At 57.8% G+C, this 16,848-nt stretch carries 16 protein-coding genes and 5 tRNA genes; 17 read left to right on the plus strand and 4 right to left on the minus strand.

The annotated features are described in order from the left end of the window. Window positions 1-137: 137 nt before the first annotated feature. From BN871_RS12115 to BN871_RS12130, 4 genes are all read left to right on the plus strand, one after another. Window positions 138-746 carry a DedA family protein gene (locus tag BN871_RS12115; RefSeq protein ID WP_048746248.1) on the plus strand — a complete coding sequence of 203 codons (609 nt, stop codon included), beginning with the start codon at window positions 138-140 and terminating at the stop codon, window positions 744-746. A gap of 88 nt (window positions 747-834) precedes the next feature. After that, window positions 835-1,401, plus strand: a complete 567-nt coding sequence (locus BN871_RS12120; protein ID WP_021879924.1) for a thioredoxin family protein — start codon at window positions 835-837, stop codon at window positions 1,399-1,401. A gap of 8 nt (window positions 1,402-1,409) precedes the next feature. Continuing rightward, on the plus strand, window positions 1,410-2,045 hold the full coding sequence (locus BN871_RS12125; RefSeq protein WP_048746259.1) for an MBL fold metallo-hydrolase: 636 nt from the start codon (window positions 1,410-1,412) through the stop codon (window positions 2,043-2,045). 183 nt (window positions 2,046-2,228) lie between these two features. Next, window positions 2,229-4,412 (plus strand): Tex family protein, encoded by a 2,184-nt coding sequence (locus tag BN871_RS12130; protein WP_198158040.1) that lies wholly within the window; start codon window positions 2,229-2,231, stop codon window positions 4,410-4,412. Between the two features lie 275 nt (window positions 4,413-4,687). Here BN871_RS12130 and cmpA read toward each other — a convergent pair whose 3' ends face one another. Beyond that, window positions 4,688-4,822 carry a cortex morphogenetic protein CmpA gene (gene cmpA / locus BN871_RS27660; protein ID WP_094248199.1) on the minus strand — a complete coding sequence of 45 codons (135 nt, stop codon included), beginning with the start codon at window positions 4,820-4,822 and terminating at the stop codon, window positions 4,688-4,690. Between the two features lie 114 nt (window positions 4,823-4,936). After that, the gene (locus tag BN871_RS12135) at window positions 4,937-5,290 is read right to left on the minus strand and encodes a hypothetical protein (RefSeq protein WP_021879928.1); all 354 of its coding nucleotides are present in this window, start codon (window positions 5,288-5,290) and stop codon (window positions 4,937-4,939) included. Between the two features lie 104 nt (window positions 5,291-5,394). Here BN871_RS12135 and BN871_RS12140 point away from each other — a divergent pair, with 104 nt between their 5' ends. The 6 genes from BN871_RS12140 (at window position 5,395) to BN871_RS12165 (ending at window position 6,532) form a co-directional block, all read left to right on the plus strand. Continuing rightward, window positions 5,395-5,874: a SprT family protein gene (locus tag BN871_RS12140; RefSeq protein WP_048746251.1), complete on the plus strand. Its 480-nt coding sequence runs from the start codon at window positions 5,395-5,397 to the stop codon at window positions 5,872-5,874. Window positions 5,875-5,907: 33 nt separating this feature from the next. After that, window positions 5,908-5,983 (plus strand) — tRNA-Asn (locus BN871_RS12145). A gap of 3 nt (window positions 5,984-5,986) precedes the next feature. After that, a tRNA-Ser gene (locus BN871_RS12150) sits at window positions 5,987-6,077 on the plus strand. A 185-nt stretch (window positions 6,078-6,262) separates the two neighbouring features. Next, window positions 6,263-6,337, plus strand: a tRNA-Glu gene (locus BN871_RS12155). A 5-nt stretch (window positions 6,338-6,342) separates the two neighbouring features. Next, window positions 6,343-6,418 (plus strand) — tRNA-Lys (locus BN871_RS12160). A 28-nt stretch (window positions 6,419-6,446) separates the two neighbouring features. Continuing rightward, window positions 6,447-6,532, plus strand: a tRNA-Leu gene (locus BN871_RS12165). 202 nt (window positions 6,533-6,734) lie between these two features. On the opposite strand, the gene BN871_RS27665 is transcribed toward BN871_RS12165, so the two are convergent. Beyond that, complete coding sequence (locus BN871_RS27665; RefSeq protein ID WP_198158039.1) at window positions 6,735-7,637, minus strand: DUF4183 domain-containing protein; 903 nt, start codon at window positions 7,635-7,637, stop codon at window positions 6,735-6,737. Between the two features lie 314 nt (window positions 7,638-7,951). Here BN871_RS27665 and BN871_RS12175 point away from each other — a divergent pair, with 314 nt between their 5' ends. Both BN871_RS12175 and BN871_RS12180 read left to right on the plus strand, forming a co-directional pair. Further along, complete coding sequence (locus tag BN871_RS12175) at window positions 7,952-8,902, plus strand: sugar ABC transporter permease (protein ID WP_048746254.1); 951 nt, start codon at window positions 7,952-7,954, stop codon at window positions 8,900-8,902. A gap of 39 nt (window positions 8,903-8,941) precedes the next feature. Beyond that, on the plus strand, window positions 8,942-9,835 hold the full coding sequence (locus BN871_RS12180; RefSeq protein ID WP_048746262.1) for a carbohydrate ABC transporter permease: 894 nt from the start codon (window positions 8,942-8,944) through the stop codon (window positions 9,833-9,835). A 180-nt stretch (window positions 9,836-10,015) separates the two neighbouring features. Here the strand turns inward: BN871_RS12180 and BN871_RS30225 are convergent, their stop codons facing one another. Further along, a complete protein-coding gene (locus BN871_RS30225) occupies window positions 10,016-10,171 on the minus strand; it encodes a hypothetical protein (RefSeq protein ID WP_157060276.1) in 156 nt (51 codons plus the stop codon). Here BN871_RS30225 and BN871_RS12185 point away from each other — a divergent pair. The 5 genes from BN871_RS12185 to BN871_RS12205 all read left to right on the plus strand — a co-directional run. Beyond that, a complete protein-coding gene (locus BN871_RS12185; RefSeq protein WP_083436410.1) occupies window positions 10,170-11,648 on the plus strand; it encodes an extracellular solute-binding protein in 1,479 nt (492 codons plus the stop codon). The two genes, BN871_RS30225 and BN871_RS12185, sit on opposite strands and share 2 nt — an antisense overlap. Before the next feature lie 193 nt (window positions 11,649-11,841). After that, entirely contained in the window at window positions 11,842-12,687 is an 846-nt protein-coding gene (locus BN871_RS12190; protein ID WP_048746263.1) for a response regulator, read from the plus strand. After that, a complete protein-coding gene (locus BN871_RS12195) occupies window positions 12,684-14,501 on the plus strand; it encodes a sensor histidine kinase (RefSeq protein ID WP_157060277.1) in 1,818 nt (605 codons plus the stop codon). The genes BN871_RS12190 and BN871_RS12195 overlap by 4 nt, the downstream gene beginning before the upstream one ends. A gap of 72 nt (window positions 14,502-14,573) precedes the next feature. Further along, entirely contained in the window at window positions 14,574-15,644 is a 1,071-nt protein-coding gene (locus BN871_RS12200) for a M42 family metallopeptidase (RefSeq protein WP_048746257.1), read from the plus strand. 498 nt (window positions 15,645-16,142) lie between these two features. Next, the coding region (locus BN871_RS12205; RefSeq protein ID WP_232312994.1) for an ABC transporter substrate-binding protein at window positions 16,143-16,848 on the plus strand (706 nt) is incomplete at its 3' end.

Consider the following 16,848-nt stretch of genomic DNA (forward strand, 5'->3'; position numbering starts at 1 on the left):
TCAACATATTCTATGCATCCGTTCTGGCCGCCATGACCGTTTGTCCTATGGCACCATTTGGGAAGCCTATGATAGAATTACCGGGACAAACACCGGCGGCGAAAGCATCGCCTCATTATGAGATTGGAGTGGAAGGCATGCACTTGTTTCATGAACTCGTCACTTATTTGCTCGGCATCGTAGAGAAGCTCGGGTATTTCGGCATCATTCTGGGGCTGGCCATGGAAGTGATTCCGAGCGAGATCGTACTCGGTTATGCCGGCTACATGGTATCCACGGGAAGCATGACCTTCTGGGGAGCGGTTCTTTGCGGGACGATCGGCGCGATCCTGCAGCAGTGGATCCTGTACGCGATCGGCTTGTACGGAGGGCGTCCGTTCCTGGACAAATACGGGAAATACATCAAGATCAAGCCGAAGCATATCGATATCGCCGAAGGCTGGTTCCAGCGCTACGGTCCGGGCATGGTGTTCACCGCCCGCTTCGTTCCGGTGATGCGCCAGGTCATCTCCATTCCTGCGGGAATGGCCCGCATGCCGCTGTCCACGTTCACGCTGCTGACGGCGATCGCTTCGCTTCCGTGGTCGATCCTGTTCGTCTACATCGGCCGCAGCCTGGGCAGCAACTGGGAACAGATCAAGGACAAGGCGGCTCCTTACACGATGCCGGCCATTCTGGTCGCCGTCGCGGTGCTGATCATGTACGTGCTGTTCAAATACTTGCGCTCCCGCGGCCGCACGGTCTGATTGTGGCGCAGTCCGGACGTTTGGTACAATAGATGGAAATGGGCCGAAAGCCGCCGCCGGCGGCAAGGCGACAAGGAGTGGATAACCTATGGCCAAGCAAATAGCCGACAAGCTGTCGAAGGGAATCACGCCGCAGCAGTTCCGCGAAGGCATGACGAAAAACAAGGAAGCTTTCGACTCCTGGTACGACCGCTTCGAATGGGAAAGCGAGGACGACCGCGAGTTTTTCGAATCGCTGAACAACCGCGACGATCTGCGCGTGCTGATCCTGATGGCGGATTGGTGCGGGGACGTCGTGCGCAACATCCCGGCCGTGCTTCGCGCTCTGGAGAACAGCGGCGTGCCCGTCGAAGTGCTGATTATGGAAGAGCATCTCGATACGATGGACCAGTTCCTCACCATGGGAGGGCGCTCGGTGCCGATCGTCATCGTCGCCGACACCGGCGGCCATGTGCTCGGGCAATGGGGCCCGCGCCCGGCACGCATCCAGGAGCCGATGGTCCGGTTCAAGCAGGAGAACACCGACCGCGAAGCGCCCGACTATCAGGATAACCTGGCCGAGACGCGCAAGGAGATCATGCGCCGCTACGGCGAAGACGCCGCCTATCAGAGAGAAGTCGTTCGCGAGCTGCGCGAGCTGTTCTCGTCGATCTGATGAGCGCGATGAAGATCGAGAAGTTCGTGCTCGGCCCCATCCAGACGAACTGCTACCTGTTGATCAACGAAGAGAGCGGCCAGGCGGTCGTCATCGATCCCGGCATGGAGCCGAAGCGCCTCGTGGAGCGCATCCGCAGCGGTGGCTTCAAGCTGGAGGCGATTCTCTTGACCCACGCCCATCTGGACCATATGGGCGGCGTGGACGAAGTTCGCAAGGCATTCGGCTGCCCGGTCTATATCCACGATCTGGAGGCGGATTGGCTGACCGATCCCGCGAAGAACGGATCGCTGCGGTGGAGCCATATGACGCCGCCGCTTGTAACCGATCCGGCCGAATACGCTCTCGACGAGGGCATGAAGCTGAAGCTGGCGGGATTCAGCTTCCGTGTCCTTCATACTCCGGGCCACAGCCCCGGAAGCGTCAGCTTCCTGCATGGCTCGGACCTTTTTTCCGGCGACGTGCTGTTCCGGCAATCGATCGGGCGCACGGATCTGCCCGGCGGGCGCGAGGCGGATCTGTACAACTCCATCCGGTCCAAGCTCTATCGCCTCGATCCGCAGGTCAAGGTCCACAACGGCCACGGGCCGGCGACGACGATCGGGCATGAAATGCAGAACAATCCTTATGTACGAATCGGCTGAGAGCGATTGTCCGCTTCCTTCCGCCCGGTTGTTTCCGCGGAAGGGGCGGTTTTTATTTCCTTCGGCAGCTTTTGATTCCCATCAAGCAATGGAAAGGCGGCAATGAGATTGGCGGATAGAATCGGCACGGATACGGACGCAAGGCAAGAAGGGGAAGCGCGGCCAGCGCTTTCGCCGGAGGAGATGGCGGCCGAACAGGAGCGCATCGTGAAGGGCGTCGCCCAGGAGCTCGGCCTTCCTCTCGGCAAGGTGAAGGCGGCAGTCGGGCTGCTCGACGAAGGCAACACGATTCCTTTCATCGCCCGCTACCGCAAGGAAATGACCGGCGAGCTGGACGAGAACGAGCTGCGCTCCATCGAGGAGAAGCTGAATTACCGCCGCAGCCTGGAAGAACGCAAGCGGGAAGTCCTTCGGCTCATCGGCGAGCAGGGAAAGCTGACACCGGAGCTGGAGAAAGCCGTGCTCGGCTCCATGAAGCTGCAGGAAGTGGAGGATCTGTACCGTCCTTACCGGCAAAAGCGCAAAACGCGCGCTTCCGTCGCGCGCGAGCGCGGACTCGAGCCGCTTGCCCGGTGGCTGCTGTCGCAGCCCCGTCAAGGGGATCCGCTGAAGGAGGCCGAGGCCTACGTCCATCCGCACCAAGGCGTCGAAACGCCTGCCGATGCCCTGGCGGGAGCCCAGGACATCATTGCGGAGGAGATGGCCGACGAGGCGAGGACACGGGCATGGGTGCGCAAGTTCACAATGGAGCAGGGAGCTCTTCGTACCGTCGTCAGGCAAGCCGGAGAGGAATCCGTCTACGAGATGTACTACGACTATCGGGAGCCGCTGCGCAAGCTTCCGCCGCATCGCGTCCTTGCCATCAACCGCGGGGAAAGGGAAGAGGTGCTCCGCGTCAGCCTGGAGGTTCAGGCCGATCGGATTCATGACTACATGATCCGGCACACGCTGCGCCAAGGCACCTCGCCAGGCGTCAGGGAGGCGCTCGTCGCCGCCATCGAGGACGCCTACAAGCGCCTGATCGCTCCTTCCATCGAGCGGGAAGTCCGGTCGGAGCTGACGGACAAGGCGGAAGAGCATGCGATCGGCATTTTCTCCGCCAACTTGCGGAATCTGCTTCTTCAGCCGCCTGTTCCGGGATATGTGGTGCTCGGCGTCGATCCGGCTTACCGGACCGGCTGCAAGCTGGCCGTCGTGGACGAGACCGGCAAGCTGCTTGAAGTCGCCGTCACCTACCCGACTCCTCCGAACAACAAGGTCGCGGATGCGGAGAGGATCATCGGCGGCCTGATCGACAAATACGGCGTTACTCTCATCGTCATCGGCAACGGCACCGCCTCGAGAGAGACCGAGAGCTTTATCGCCGGCCTTATCAAGAACCGGGCCGCAGCAGGCAAGAAGGGCGCGGAGGCGCTCCAATACATCATTGTCAGCGAGGCCGGCGCAAGCGTCTATTCGGCTTCCAAGCTTGCCGCGGAGGAGTTTCCTTCGCTTGACGTGGCGGAGCGCAGCGCGGTTTCCATCGCCCGCCGCCTGCAGGATCCTCTGGCCGAGCTCGTCAAGATCGAGCCGAAGGCGATCGGAGTCGGCCAGTATCAGCATGACGTCAGCCAGAAGCGGCTCGGCGAGACGCTCGGCGGCGTCGTGGAATCGGCCGTCAACCATGTCGGAGTCGACGCCAATACCGCTTCGGCATCTCTCTTGTCTTACGTCGCTGGAATAAATGCGACGACCGCCAAGAACATCGTGAAGCATCGCGAGGAGACCGGCAGGTTCGGATCGCGGGCAGAGCTCAAGAAGGTGCCGCGTCTGGGCGCCAAGACGTACGAGCAGTGCATCGGCTTCATCCGCATTCCCGAAGCGGCCAACCCGCTTGACCGCACTCCGATCCACCCTGAATCGTATGCCGTCGTCTCCGGACTGTTCCGGGAGCTCGGGCTCGGCATGGACGCCATCGGAACGGATCATGCGCGGGAGCGGCTCTCGGCGGCGGATGCCTCCTCGCTCGCTGGACGTCTCGGCGTTGGCGAGCCGACCCTGAAGGATATCATCGACAGCCTGATGCGTCCGGGAAGGGATCCGCGCGAGGAGCTGCCTGCGCCCGTCTTTTCCAAGGACGTGCTTGCGATCGAGGACCTGCAGGCCGGCATGGAGCTCCAGGGGACGGTACGCAACGTCATCGACTTCGGCGCTTTCGTGGACATCGGCATCAAGAACGACGGCCTTGTCCACATTTCCCAGATGAGCGACCGCTTCGTCAAGCATCCGATGGATGTCGTGGCGGTCGGCGACGTCGTGACGGTATGGGTGCTGAACGTGGACTTGAAAAAAGGCCGTGTCGGCCTCACCATGCGCTCTCCCGGTTGATTGCGCCGGCCGGTCCCGGCCCGTTGCGCACTGGAGCTTCTCATACACGGCAGCCCGGCAGCCGCATGTCCAAAACCCGGCCAAGCCAAACAAGGTGTCCCGTGGGGCACCTTGTTTGGCTATTGCCCATATCGGCGAAGGAACGGATTCGTTGATGGCGCGTCGGCAGCGCGATACTCCGCTATGGCCTCCATCCGTTCGGCAGGCATGCTTACACACAGGGAAAGAGAAAGAGGCTTCCCTGCTGCCGGACGGGCAGCGGGGAAGCCTCGGAATCAGACGGTCGTGGCGGAATCGTCGCGCGGCTCCTTGGTGCGATAAATGAACCAGCAGTCGTTCAGGAGCCGGATCTGCCGGAGGTCCTTTTGCTGGAACGCGCGCATCAGTTGGCTGCTCAGCCATTGCGGCATCGCATCTTCCCCCCTCTGCCAGGAATGGTTCGTATAGCATATGGGGGGGACTGACGGAGCGTGCAGGTCCAGCTTGGGACGAGCAGGCGGCTTCATCCGCCGCAGCGTTCCGTCCTAGTCCTCGTACTCTTCCTCGTACCACTGCTCGAGCTGGGCTTGCAGCGCGACCATCTCCGTCCGCAAGGACTTGATCGGATAGGCTTTCTCTTCAATGTTGAAGAAGCTCTCGACAAGCTCGTTGAGATAGTCGATGCCGGACTGGACCGGCACCGCGCCGTCATGCAGCTCGAGCTCGGAGAATTCGGCGATGCAATGCGGCAGGCTGGGAACGTTGGCGGCCGTAAGCTTGTCCAGCTCCTTATGGAGGCGAAGGTTGAGGGCGGACAGCTGGTAGGCGTGGGTTGCGGGCATCTCGACGATGGAGAGCTGCTCTCCCTGCCGGAACAATACATATTTCATGGTAGGCATGGCTTGGGTTCTTGCTCCTCTCCCGCCCGCGGAGGGCGGCAATCTACTTGACAGTGTAGCCCAAGGTGGCTTTACAATTCAAGAGGGAGGGATGTCCAGAGGTGATGGAGGATAAGGAGCTGCAAGCATGGGTGGAGAGGGTATCGCTGGAGGCGTTCGGAATTCCGTTCCGGCACCGCGCGACGTTCAACAGAAGGCTGACTTCGACGGGGGGCCGCTACTTCCTGAAGTCGCATAACATCGACATCAGCGCAAAGCAGCTGGAGATCTACGGCCCCGAGGAAACCGAGAAGATCATCCGGCATGAGCTATGCCATTATCATCTGCATCTGCTCGGGATGGGATACCGGCATCGCGATGCCGATTTCAAGGAATGGCTCGCTCGTTCGGGAGGATCCAGGCATTGCCGTCCGCTGCCGGACAGGGAGCAGCGCAAGCCGCTTCCGTTCCGCTACAAGCTGGTCTGCACCGCCTGCCGCATGGAATACAAGCGCAAGCGCAAGGTGGATCCGGCTCGTTATCGATGCGGAAAGTGCAGGGGGAAGCTTGTTTTGACAGCGCTTGACAGCGTCAGCGAGGCATGATAAATTAGATTTTGTTACCGTTTATTTCATTGTTCCCTGATAGCTCAGTTGGTAGAGCACTCGACTGTTAATCGAGTTGTCACAGGTTCGAGTCCTGTTCGGGGAGCCATTCGGAGAGATACCCAAGTGGCTCAAGGGGACCCTCTGCTAAGGGGTTAGACTGCGTAAGTGGTGCGAGGGTTCGAATCCCTCTCTCTCCGCCATTCTTCTGGACAGAAGAGACCGTACCCGGTCTTTTTTTTGTTTTGGAGCCGGGCAGCCGGCCGGCGAACTTTTTCCGTCTTTCCGGATGAAATCTTTTTTTGAAAAAGGACTTGCACGGAATCGTCGCGTATGATATATTCATTCATGTTGTTTGAAAAGTTCTTCCTTGAAGGACAAGCTGCATGGCCCGTTGGTCAAGGGGTTAAGACACCTCCCTTTCACGGAGGTAACAGGGGTTCGAATCCCCTACGGGTCACCATATTCGAGCCATTAGCTCAGTTGGTAGAGCACCTGACTTTTAATCAGGGTGTCGAAGGTTCGAGTCCTTCATGGCTCACCATTTTTTCCTAGGTTTTTCCCCTATACGTGCGGTAGTGGTGGAATGGCAGACACGCTATCTTGAGGGGGTAGTGGGCGTACGCCCGTGGAGGTTCGAGTCCTCTCTACCGCACCATATCGATGATGACGCCTTCCGTTTACGGAAGGCTTTTTTGCGTTGTCAATGGATTGTCCAGACCTAAAATAAGGGGTGCCCGGGTTTCAAGGGGCACCCCTTTTCCATGCCCGTGAAAGGGCGGTCCGCCGCCAGGGCGGCCATGCACGGATGCCGCTTGATGGAAGGATTGTCGAGCTTGATTTTTTTGTGCGCGCAGAGATCAGGAGCTGATTGTCGTCGTGACCGTCAGCGAGGGGGTGGAGGTGCTGGTGGAGGTCGTTCCGCCATAATTGTGGATGGCCAGGTTTACGGGGGTGCCGGGGAGGATATCGGCTGTCGCCAAGACAAGTCCGGTCGGACTTGGCGCGGACAGCTCGCTTTGCTGCAGGATGCCGTTGACGTATACGTCGAAGGAGCCGCCGGGGGCGACGGCAGGCAAGCTTCCCGCGGGCACGGGATTGCCCGCGTCGTCAAGGAAGCTTGTCGCGGGAATCGTCGTCGTGCCTGCTCCCGCATCGATCATCGGCGCGGTGACGGCGGCATTGAACCGGGTCGCCGCGTCGACGACGCTGGTCGACGTGACCGTATCCACGGTTCCGCTGACAACGCTGCTTGCGGCAAAAAAGGCTTTGATCAAGGACGGAGGCATATCGCCTTCATCTCCTTTCCATTGGGATGTGATAGCGTATGAGCGACTTGTCTTAGAGGCAACAGGCATTTGCTCGTGGCGGGCCTTTGTCCGGCGCTTTCTTTTGCGCAGCTTCCGGGACAGCAGGAGGCTCACGCTCTCCAGAAGGACAGGGGCTCCTCTCGGAGGCACATCCCGGCTCAGCAGATGGAGGCTGTTGGGCCCGATCCGGTACAAGCCCGGCGGCTGGATGGACTGGTTGACATAGAGGTTGTACCAGCTGACCTGGCTGGGAGCGGGAATTCGGCCTGCGCCTCCGCGGGCCGGACCGAAGTCTCTGCACACACCGTCGGACAAGCCGTAGAAATAGATCCTTCTGACCTTCAGAATGCGGCTTGAAGAAGCGGGCCGCTGTTTGCGGACGCCTTTCCTTTTTGCCTGTCTGGAGGCATCGCGGTCCTTTTTTCCTCCTCGCTTGCCGGTTCGCATAGCCATCCCACCTCTCCATAAGCTTATGCCGAAGCAAGAGGAACCGAGACGGCATTCGTCGCGGCAAGCCGATCTTCCCTGACGGCAGCAATGTGAGGTTACTTCCCTTCCCGCAGAAAGAAAAAAAGCGATGTCAGATGAAAACGGAACCAGTTTTATTGGATAGCGCATACATTTCTAGGTGGGATGCTAAAACATGATAATTTCGGTCAATTATGTGATGTAAAATAACATTTCATTGATTTCTATCATATTTCGTTGAATCAACCCATAGAAAAGGCTTCCATCCCGAACGTACAATGTACGCAGGGGGGAACAACATGGCACAACTGGAAGTCGACCTGCACCAACGCCGCAAAGAGCGGCCCGCGATCATTCGCTTTCTGCGCCAGTGGGACCTGCAATTGATGGTCATACCGGCCTTTATCCTCATCGTCATCTTCTTCTATCTTCCGATGTACGGAACCATAACCGCGTTCCAGGACTACAACATTTTCAAAGGCATATCGGGAAGTCCCTGGGTCGGGTTCAAGCATTTCGAGCGTTTCTTCAACGACCCCGTATTCGGCAGGGTGATGCGCAATACGCTCGTCATCAGCTTTCTGAAGCTGGTCATCTGCTTCCCGGCGCCGATTCTGCTCGCGCTCATGCTCAATGAGGTGCGCAGCCGCTACTTCAAGCGGATCGTCCAGACGATCAGCTACCTGCCGCATTTCCTTTCCTGGGTCATCGTCTCGGGACTTGCCATGTCGATCCTTTCCACGGAGAACGGAAGTCTCAACATGCTTCTCCAGTCGGTCAACCTGATCGACGAGCCGGTCGGATGGCTCAACATGCCGGAGCATTTCTGGAGCATCCTGATCTCGGCCAATGTCTGGAAGGAAATCGGCTTCGGCTCCATCGTCTATTTGGCGGCGATCGCCGGAGTGGACCCGAGCCTGTACGAAGCCGCCTCCATGGACGGCGCGAGCCGGTTCAAGCAGATGTTCGTCGTCACGCTCCCGACGATCATGCCGGTCATCATCATCTTCTTCATCCTTGCCGTCGGCAACCTGCTTACGGCCGGCTTCGAGGACATCCTCCTGATCGGCAGCGATCCGGTGCTGAGGCCGGTGGCGGATGTGCTGGAAACCTATGTATACAGGATGGGCATCGAATCGCAGCGCTTCTCCTATGCGACCGCCGTCGGACTGTTCAAGGCCGTCGTCAGCGTTTCGCTGCTCACCATAGCCAATCTGCTTGCGCGCCGATCCGGCAACAGCCTGTGGTAAGATGACATCTTGGATCGAAGGAGGAAGAGAGGCTTGAAAATCAGACTCGGCTATGGCGACCGCTTTTTCACCGGATTCATCTATACGTTTTTAGTCTTGCTTTCCGTCACATGCTTCTATCCGTTCTGGAACGCGGTGGTGGTGTCCTTTAATGAAGGAATGGATACCGCTCTGGGAGGCGTGACGGTATGGCCCCGCGCCTTCACGCTGGAAAATTACGAGATCGTGTTCCAGGACAGCCGGATCCTCCATGCGTTTCTGGTCTCCGTGCTCCGCACGATTGTCGGAACCGCATCCGCCATTCTCTGCACGGCAATCTTCGCCTACGGCATGACGCGCAGCGAGCTTGTCGGACGCAAGTTCTACATGGTCGCCTGCATCATCACGATGTATTTCAGCGGCGGCCTCATTCCGACCTTCCTGCTGATCCGCAGCCTGCATCTGTTCGACTCCTTCTGGGTATTCATCATTCCGTCGCTGATCAGCGTCTGGAACATGATCGTATTCCGCACGTTCTTCCTGGGACTGCCGGCGGGACTGGACGAGTCGGCGCGCATCGACGGCTGCGGCTACTGGGGAACGTTTTTCCGGATCGTGCTGCCCCTGTCGGGTCCTGTCATCGCGACCTTGGCTCTGTTCACGGCGATCAGCCACTGGAACGACTGGTTCATGCCGAGCATCTACATCAACAACGAGAACCTGATCCCGATCCAGACGAAGCTGCAGCAGATTCTCAACTCCAACATTATGACCGAGCAGATGCAGCAGCTCGACTCCGCCGCGCAGGCCAGGCTGTCGGCAATGAAGACCATAACGGGCAAATCGCTGTCGATGGCGACGATGATGGTCGCCACGCTTCCGATCATCTGCGTGTATCCGTTCGTTCAGCGTTATTTCGTGAAGGGCGTGCTCGTCGGCGCCGTGAAGGGCTGAGCCGGGTATCTTGCAGCGACGATTGGTTTTAAGGGCACGCAAGTCCGGCAACGGGCCGTGCATTTAAAATATAGATTTTAGAGCTCGGAAAAGGGGATGAACGAGTTGAGCAAATGGAAAGTGACTGCGTTCAAGAGCATGGCTCTCGCCATGGTAGCCGCAACGGCGCTGGCAGGCTGTTCAGGCGGCAACAACGGGGGGCGGCAATTCGGGATCGGCAGGCAGCAATGGCGCTTCTCCGGAGCCGGCGGCTTCGACGGCGCCGTCGCCAGACGCGTCGACAGCGCCGGAGGCAAGCGGCTGGCAGGTAGGCAGCGAGCCGCTGGAGTACAGCATGTACGGCCACTACGATTGGTACACGATGCCCAAGTGGGGAGGAGACGTCTCCTCCAAATGGATCATGGACAACATGAAGGTCAATGTCACGGCTGTCCAGTCGGGAGGCAACGCCGCCCAGAAGCTGAACACGATGATCGCATCCGGCAAGCTTCCGGACGTCATCTGGCTCGACAAGGGCGCGGATGTCGAGAAGCTCCGCGAAGCCGACATGCTGGTGCCGTTCGACGACTACATCGACAAGTACCCGAACTTCAAGAAATGGGTCGGCGAGAAGAACATCAACATGCTCCGCTCCAGCGACGGCAAAATCTATCAGTTCCCGAACTGGTACAGCAGCCAGCCGTTCGGCAACGCCGGCTACTTGGTCAATAAAAAGTATTATGAAGCGCTCGGCTCGCCGAAGCTCGAGACGACCGACGACTTCTACAATTATTTGAAGGCAGTGAAGGAGAAGTTCCCGACAGTCGTGCCGTTCAATCCGGATCTGGCCGTGGACGGACAGGGGCTGGACGTCATCTACAGCGCCTTCGCCGAGGATGCCAATCTGGCCGCCATCGGGAACCGCGCCGCCATTACCGGCGACAAGCTGACCTCGATTTTCCAGGATCCGGTCTATCGCGAGTCGATGCTCTTCAACTCCAGGCTGTTCCGCGAGAAGCTCATGAGCCCCGACGCCATGACGCAGAAGAAGGATCAGGTCAAGGAGAAGGCGTTCACCGGCAAGGTCGCCGTGTTTGCCGGCGCAAGCCCGACGGAATATGGTTCTGCCGGAGACGCCGAGCTGAAGAAGGCGGATCCGAACGACGGCTACTTCATGATCTGGCCGATCCGCAAGGAAGGCCTCAACAAAGACAAGATTTTCCCCGGCACCTACACGGGCCTGGGCTGGAACGTAAGCGTCATCACCAAATCCGCGAAGGATCCCGAGAAGATCTTCGCCTTCCTGGATTGGCTGACCGGACCGGAAGGAACCCGCACGCTCATGTGGGGACCGGAGGGCATGTATTGGGAAGGGCATGACGAAGAGGGCTCCCCGCTCTTCAAGGATACTTATTTGACGGATGTCAAAGGCCGCACCAAAGTCATGGATGCGACGGTCAACCTGCAATGGGTCGGCAACTCCGCCTTCATGGACAAATCGAAGATGAAGTTCGAGTCGACTCTGCCTGACGACCAGAAGACATGGGAAACGAGATACCAGAGCACGATTACGTGGAAAACGCAAAAGGACGCGACCGAATTCATTAACCTTGCGCCTGCGCCGAACTCCGAGGAAGGCATCATCCAGACGAGCGTGGAAGAGATCTGGGACGAGTCGCGCGCCAAGGCCTTGTATGCGAAAAGCGACGAGGAAGTGCTGGCCATCCTCGACAAGGCCGACAAGGACGCGATGGCGATCGGCTACCAGCAGCTGCTGGACTACAAAACGAACAAATGGCATGAAAACCGGAAGATCATTGGCAGCAATGGCTGATTTCCATCCCCAAGCATCGGTTTGAAGGCTATACTGAAAGCATGTCCGCCGTCCCGGAGGGGCGGCGGTCTTTTTTCTTCATGACGCCGGTTAAATTCTACATTCCGGATGGAGCGGCCCATGACTGATTTCGAATGCGCTGACTGCCGAATAGAAGGCGGGCATGCTGCCAGCCGGCAAGGGAGGACACATCATGTACAAGGTTCTGATCGTGGATGACGAAGAGCTGGATCTGAAAGGCATGCAGACATTTATTCCATGGGACTCGATGGGGCTGGAAATCGTCGGCGCGGTGCACAGCGGCTTTGATGCGTATGAGATTCTTGCCCGGGAGCCGGTCGATATTCTGGTGACGGATGTGCATATGCCCAGCATGTCCGGCCTTGAGCTTGCCGAGAAGGCGCTCGAGCTTCATGAACGGATTCGGATCATTTTTGTAAGCGGCTATCAGGACTTTCACTACGTGAAGCAGGCTCTGTCGCTCCGCGCGTGGGATTATGTGCTCAAGCCCATGGATGATGCGGAGCTGGAGCAGGCGCTGCGCAAGCTGGCCGATCAGCTCGATCGGGAGAAGGCGGCTCTCGAGGCGGCGCCGGTACAGTCGTCTTCGGCTCAGACGCCATCGGTACAGATGCCTCCGACAGAGACGCCATCGGCACAGAAGCCGCCGACAGACCAGGAACAGAGCCTGCCTGCTGCAGCTCCTTCCAAGCCGTCCAAAAACGCCAGGCTGATCGCGGAAGTCGTCCAGTACGTGGAGAGCCGCCTCCATGAGAACATTACGCTGAAGGAGGTTGCGGATGCGTTCGCTTTCTCGCCCAATTATTTGGGAGCCTTGTTCAAGGAGGAGACGGGAATCAACTTCAGCGAGCATCTGATCGACCGGAAGATGAAGATCGCCGGGGAGATGCTGAGAGGGACCCGGCTTCGAATATATGAAATCGCGGATCGCGTCGGCTACAAATACATGCCTTATTTCAGCCGTCAGTTCAAGGAGACGTTCGGCGTGACGCCTAACGAATACAGGAGGCGGGAATGAAAGGCGGGCGGCAGAGGGGATTCATTCCGCTCGGCTTGAAGCTGTTCGCGTCTTATGTGCTGCTTACGATGGTTCCTCTGGCGCTGCTCGGCTGGATCGCGAATTCCATCATGGTCGGCTCCGTCCGCTCCCAGACGGAGAACAACATCCGAGGCACTTTGAGGCAGATGGAGGACAACGTCCGCTACCGGATCGACGATACCGTCCGCATCACCGACATGCTTTACCAGGACAGCATGCTGGTGAGGGCGCTCAAGAGCAAGGAAGAGGGCTGGGCCAACTACGACGCGACCAAGAAGGTGCTGCTGCCGAAATTCTGGGAAGCGATCAATTCTACGGACCGCAGCATGAGAATGTCGGTGTACATCAAGAACGAGGTGTACAACGAGATCTATGATCTGAGCAAGGACGGCGAGGATATTCTCAAGTCCAACAACCGTTCCTTTGAAATCCTTCATCTGTCCCGCATCCAGGAGGAGGAGTGGTACAAGTCCCTTCCGAAGGAGCAGTACGACGTGACGATGAAGTGGGTCCAGATCGGGGACGACGCCAAATTCGGGAGAATCTCGCTGATCCGCCGGATCGTGGACACCTATACGCCTTCCGATCTGAAGGAGCTCGGCCTCGTCCGGATCAGCGTCTATTTCAACGATTTGTTCGACAGCGTGGACGCCAAGAAAATCATGCCCGGCAGCCGTCTCTATATTGTCGACGAAGACGGCAAGGTGCTGCATGCTTCGGGAAGAGATGTCGATAAAGTCCAAGCGCCTGCCCCTGCGGCGGGAGCGGAGGAAGCCGGCAAAGGCAGCCTTGTCATCCGCGAGCCGTTGCCGGGGCTCCAGTACAGCTTGATCGCGGTCATACCGGAGGAAGTCCTGCAGGCCGATGCCCGCAAGATCACCTGGCTCACCGTGCTCGTCTGCGGCATCAGCATGGTGGCGATCATCGGCGTCGCCCTGTTCGTCACGCGCGCGTTCACGAAGCGGATCGGCAAGGTCATTTCGGTCCTCCAGTCGTTCCGCCGAGGCGATTATCGCCGCCGGATCCAGTACAAGGGCCAGGACGAGTATTCCATGATCGCGGATGCCCTCAACGAGCTCGGCGCACAGACGGACAACCTCATCCAGGAGGTGTACCTGACGAAGCTGCGCAAAAAAGAGGCGGAGCTCGAAACGCTGCAGGCTCAGATCAATCCGCATTTTCTCTACAATACCCTTTCATCGATCAGCAGGCTGGCGAAGTTCGGCGAAGTGGACAAGCAGCATCAGATGATCATGAATCTGGCGCGCTTTTACCGGATGTCGCTCAACGACGGGAAAACCATCATTCCTGCGGCGGACGAGCTCGATCAGATCCAGGCTTACCTGGCCATCCAGCAGGTCAAATACGGCGACCGCGTCGAAGTGAGCTATCAATGGGACGAGCGGCTGCCCGGTTATATGACGATCAAGCTGATTCTCCAGCCGTTCGTGGAAAATGCGCTTGAGCATGCCTGGAAGGGAGACCGGATTCGAATCTCGATATCCGCGGAGCTCAAGCCAGGCATTCATCCCGTCATCGAATTCAAGGTTGCCGACGATGGAATCGGGATGCCCGAAGGCCTGGCGGAGGAGCTGTTCAGGGAAACAGGGCACAGCCGGCAAGGCTACGGCATCCGCAACGTGCATGAACGGATCCGCCTCTATTATGGAGAGAGCTACGGGATTTCGATCGAAACCGGATTGGAGGGGCAAGGAACGGCGATCCGGATCCGAATTCCGGCACGAAGAAGCCTTGATGCGCCCGATTCTCCGCTGCGGGAGCGGCATGGCTGATGCGCGCGTGGGCATGCCGAGGCGAATCAGGTATACTGGAATCATTCTGCTGTTATCAGGAGGCAAGGAAAGATGAATGAAGAAACGCTTGGATTGTTCCGGACTTTGACGGAGATGCGCGCCGTTCCCGGCCATGAGAAGGAGCTGCGCAAGTATGTGGAAAGCCAGCTGGCCGCTTGCACGGACGAGCTTGTGCGCGACCGCCTGGGCAGCATCTTCGGCGTTTTCCGCGGCGACGAGCAGGGACCGCGGATCATGGTAGCCGGCCATATGGACGAGGTCGGGCTCATGGTCTCGGCCATTACGGACAACGGCATGATCAAGTTCGTCACGCTCGGCGGCTGGAACGCCCAGACGATGCTGGCGCAGCGGATGGAGATCGTGTCCGACAACGGGCCTGTCATCGGGGTCATCGGCTCGACGCCGCCGCATCTGCTGGACGACGCATCCCGCAGCAAGGTCGTCGACGTGAAGTCGATGTTCATCGATATCGGCGCCGACAGCCGGGAGGAAGTATTCTCCTACGGTATCCGGCCCGGACAGGCGATCGTGCCGGTATGTCCGTTCACTCCCATGGCGAATCCCAAAAAGATCATGGCCAAAGCTTGGGACAACCGGTACGGGGTCGGGCTCGCGATCGAGCTTGCCCGCGAGCTGAAGGGCAAGAAGCATCCCAACGTCGTCTATGCCGGAGCGACCGTGCAGGAGGAAGTCGGCCTCAGGGGAGCGCGCACGGCGGCGAATCTCGTTCAGCCCGATCTTTTCCTGGCGCTGGATGCAAGTCCCGCGGCGGATGCGACCGGGGACCGCAATGCGATGGGACAGCTCGGCAAGGGCGCTCTTCTGCGCATTCAGGATCCCGGCATGATCACGCATCGCGGCCTCGCTGAATTCATCCGGGAGACAGCGGAGGACGGCAGCATCAAGTATCAGTATTATTTCTCCCAAGGCGGAACGGATGCGGGGCAGGTCCATCTGTCCGGCATCGGCGTGCCTTCTGCGGTCATAGGCCTTCCGGCGCGTTACATCCATACGGCGGCATCCATCATGCACATCGATGATTATGCGGCAGCCAAGGAGCTTTTGTTCGCGCTCGTGCAGAAGCTCGACAAGAGCGCTTTTGAATCCATTCTGGATCAATAGTCCCCTATTTCGGAAAGCCATCTCCCTTTGCAGCGGAGATGGCTTTTTTGCTGTCGACAGGACTGGATGATTGGTCGAAAAGGGAAAATAATTCCAATGAAGCGCAATTATTGTTTAACGTATTAATTTTATATTGCGTTAAAGCGTTGCATCAAAAAACAATGAAAATCATAAAAAAGTATTGGAAAAAATAATGGTTTAAAGCTGTCCTCCAGACTAGTTTCGAATGGTAAAAAAATTCCCGTTTTTTGAGACATTTTGTTTGTTTATCCCCTAAAACGCATACTATCTACAATTCTACTTCCCTTTTTAAAGATGCCACGGACCTTACAGCGGCTTGATTGTAAGCGCTACCCCAATAAAAAGAATCTATGAATAAATATGCAGTTAATAAAATTTTAATTATTTTCAGAACAATCTATATTCGGACGTTAAAAACCGTGCTACAATTGGAACCGGAAATGACATGTTTTGGCTAGAGCCAAGGAGGAATGTGGAGTGGCAGGTTCATTCAAGTGGAAAACCTTGCTCGTGGGTGTGTCCGTAATGGGGGTTTTGGTTGCAGGTTGCTCCAGCAACAGCAACAACGGCAGCAACAGCAATTCCGGCGCAAAGACAAATACGCCGGCATCGACAGCACCGGCTGAAAACACGGCTGCGAACGCAGGCGCGACAGATCCGGCCGGTCCTAAAAAGGGCGGCACGCTGACGGTCGGAACGTTCTCGGACATCAACACGACCAACCCGATTTATGTTGCCGACACTTCTTCCGGCGACGCGGCTTACTTTATGTATTCCAACCTTCTGGACTATGACAAGGACGGCAACATCGTAGCAGAGCCTTGGTCCCTGCTCGAAAGCCTTCCGGAAATTTCGGAAGACAGCAAGACTTATACGGTCAAGCTGAAAGCCAACGCGAAATGGAACGACGGTCAGCCGGTAACGGCGGACGACATCGCTTTTACGTTCAACACCATTAAGAATCCAGAAGCTGCTTCCCCTGGCATCAGCTCGTACGACAAGGTGGATAAAGTTGAAGTAATCGATCCGCAAACGGCTAAGATTACCTTGAAATCCGTCTACGCTCCATTCATCAATGTACTGGTCTCCAGCATTGTTCCTTCCCATGTTTTGAAGGACATTCCGCTTAAAGAACTGGAAAAGAACGCATTCGGCACCGATCCTGCCAAAGCTGTGACAAACG

Source organism: Paenibacillus sp. P22 (assembly GCF_000469945.2).
Taxonomy (GTDB): Bacteria; Bacillota; Bacilli; order Paenibacillales; family Paenibacillaceae; genus Paenibacillus_O; species Paenibacillus_O humicus.

Excerpts from the sequence above, each read along its gene's own strand:
- BN871_RS27665 (WP_198158039.1), bottom strand. The coding sequence starts at position 7,637 with ATGGCTATGCGAACCGGCAAGCGAGGAGGAAAAAAGGACCGCGATGCC.
- BN871_RS12185 (WP_083436410.1), top strand. The coding sequence starts at position 10,170 with ATGTACGGCCACTACGATTGGTACACGATGCCCAAGTGGGGAGGAGAC.
- BN871_RS12140 (WP_048746251.1), top strand. The coding sequence starts at position 5,395 with ATGGAGGATAAGGAGCTGCAAGCATGGGTGGAGAGGGTATCGCTGGAG.
- BN871_RS12200 (WP_048746257.1), top strand. The coding sequence starts at position 14,574 with ATGAATGAAGAAACGCTTGGATTGTTCCGGACTTTGACGGAGATGCGC.
- BN871_RS12195 (WP_157060277.1), top strand. The coding sequence starts at position 12,684 with ATGAAAGGCGGGCGGCAGAGGGGATTCATTCCGCTCGGCTTGAAGCTG.
- BN871_RS12115 (WP_048746248.1), top strand. The coding sequence starts at position 138 with ATGCACTTGTTTCATGAACTCGTCACTTATTTGCTCGGCATCGTAGAG.
- cmpA (WP_094248199.1), bottom strand. The coding sequence starts at position 4,822 with ATGCCGCAATGGCTGAGCAGCCAACTGATGCGCGCGTTCCAGCAAAAG.
- BN871_RS12120 (WP_021879924.1), top strand. The coding sequence starts at position 835 with ATGGCCAAGCAAATAGCCGACAAGCTGTCGAAGGGAATCACGCCGCAG.
- BN871_RS30225 (WP_157060276.1), bottom strand. The coding sequence starts at position 10,171 with ATGCTGTACTCCAGCGGCTCGCTGCCTACCTGCCAGCCGCTTGCCTCC.
- BN871_RS12135 (WP_021879928.1), bottom strand. The coding sequence starts at position 5,290 with ATGCCTACCATGAAATATGTATTGTTCCGGCAGGGAGAGCAGCTCTCC.
- BN871_RS12130 (WP_198158040.1), top strand. The coding sequence starts at position 2,229 with ATGGCGGCCGAACAGGAGCGCATCGTGAAGGGCGTCGCCCAGGAGCTC.
- BN871_RS12125 (WP_048746259.1), top strand. The coding sequence starts at position 1,410 with ATGAAGATCGAGAAGTTCGTGCTCGGCCCCATCCAGACGAACTGCTAC.
- BN871_RS12190 (WP_048746263.1), top strand. The coding sequence starts at position 11,842 with ATGTACAAGGTTCTGATCGTGGATGACGAAGAGCTGGATCTGAAAGGC.
- BN871_RS12175 (WP_048746254.1), top strand. The coding sequence starts at position 7,952 with ATGGCACAACTGGAAGTCGACCTGCACCAACGCCGCAAAGAGCGGCCC.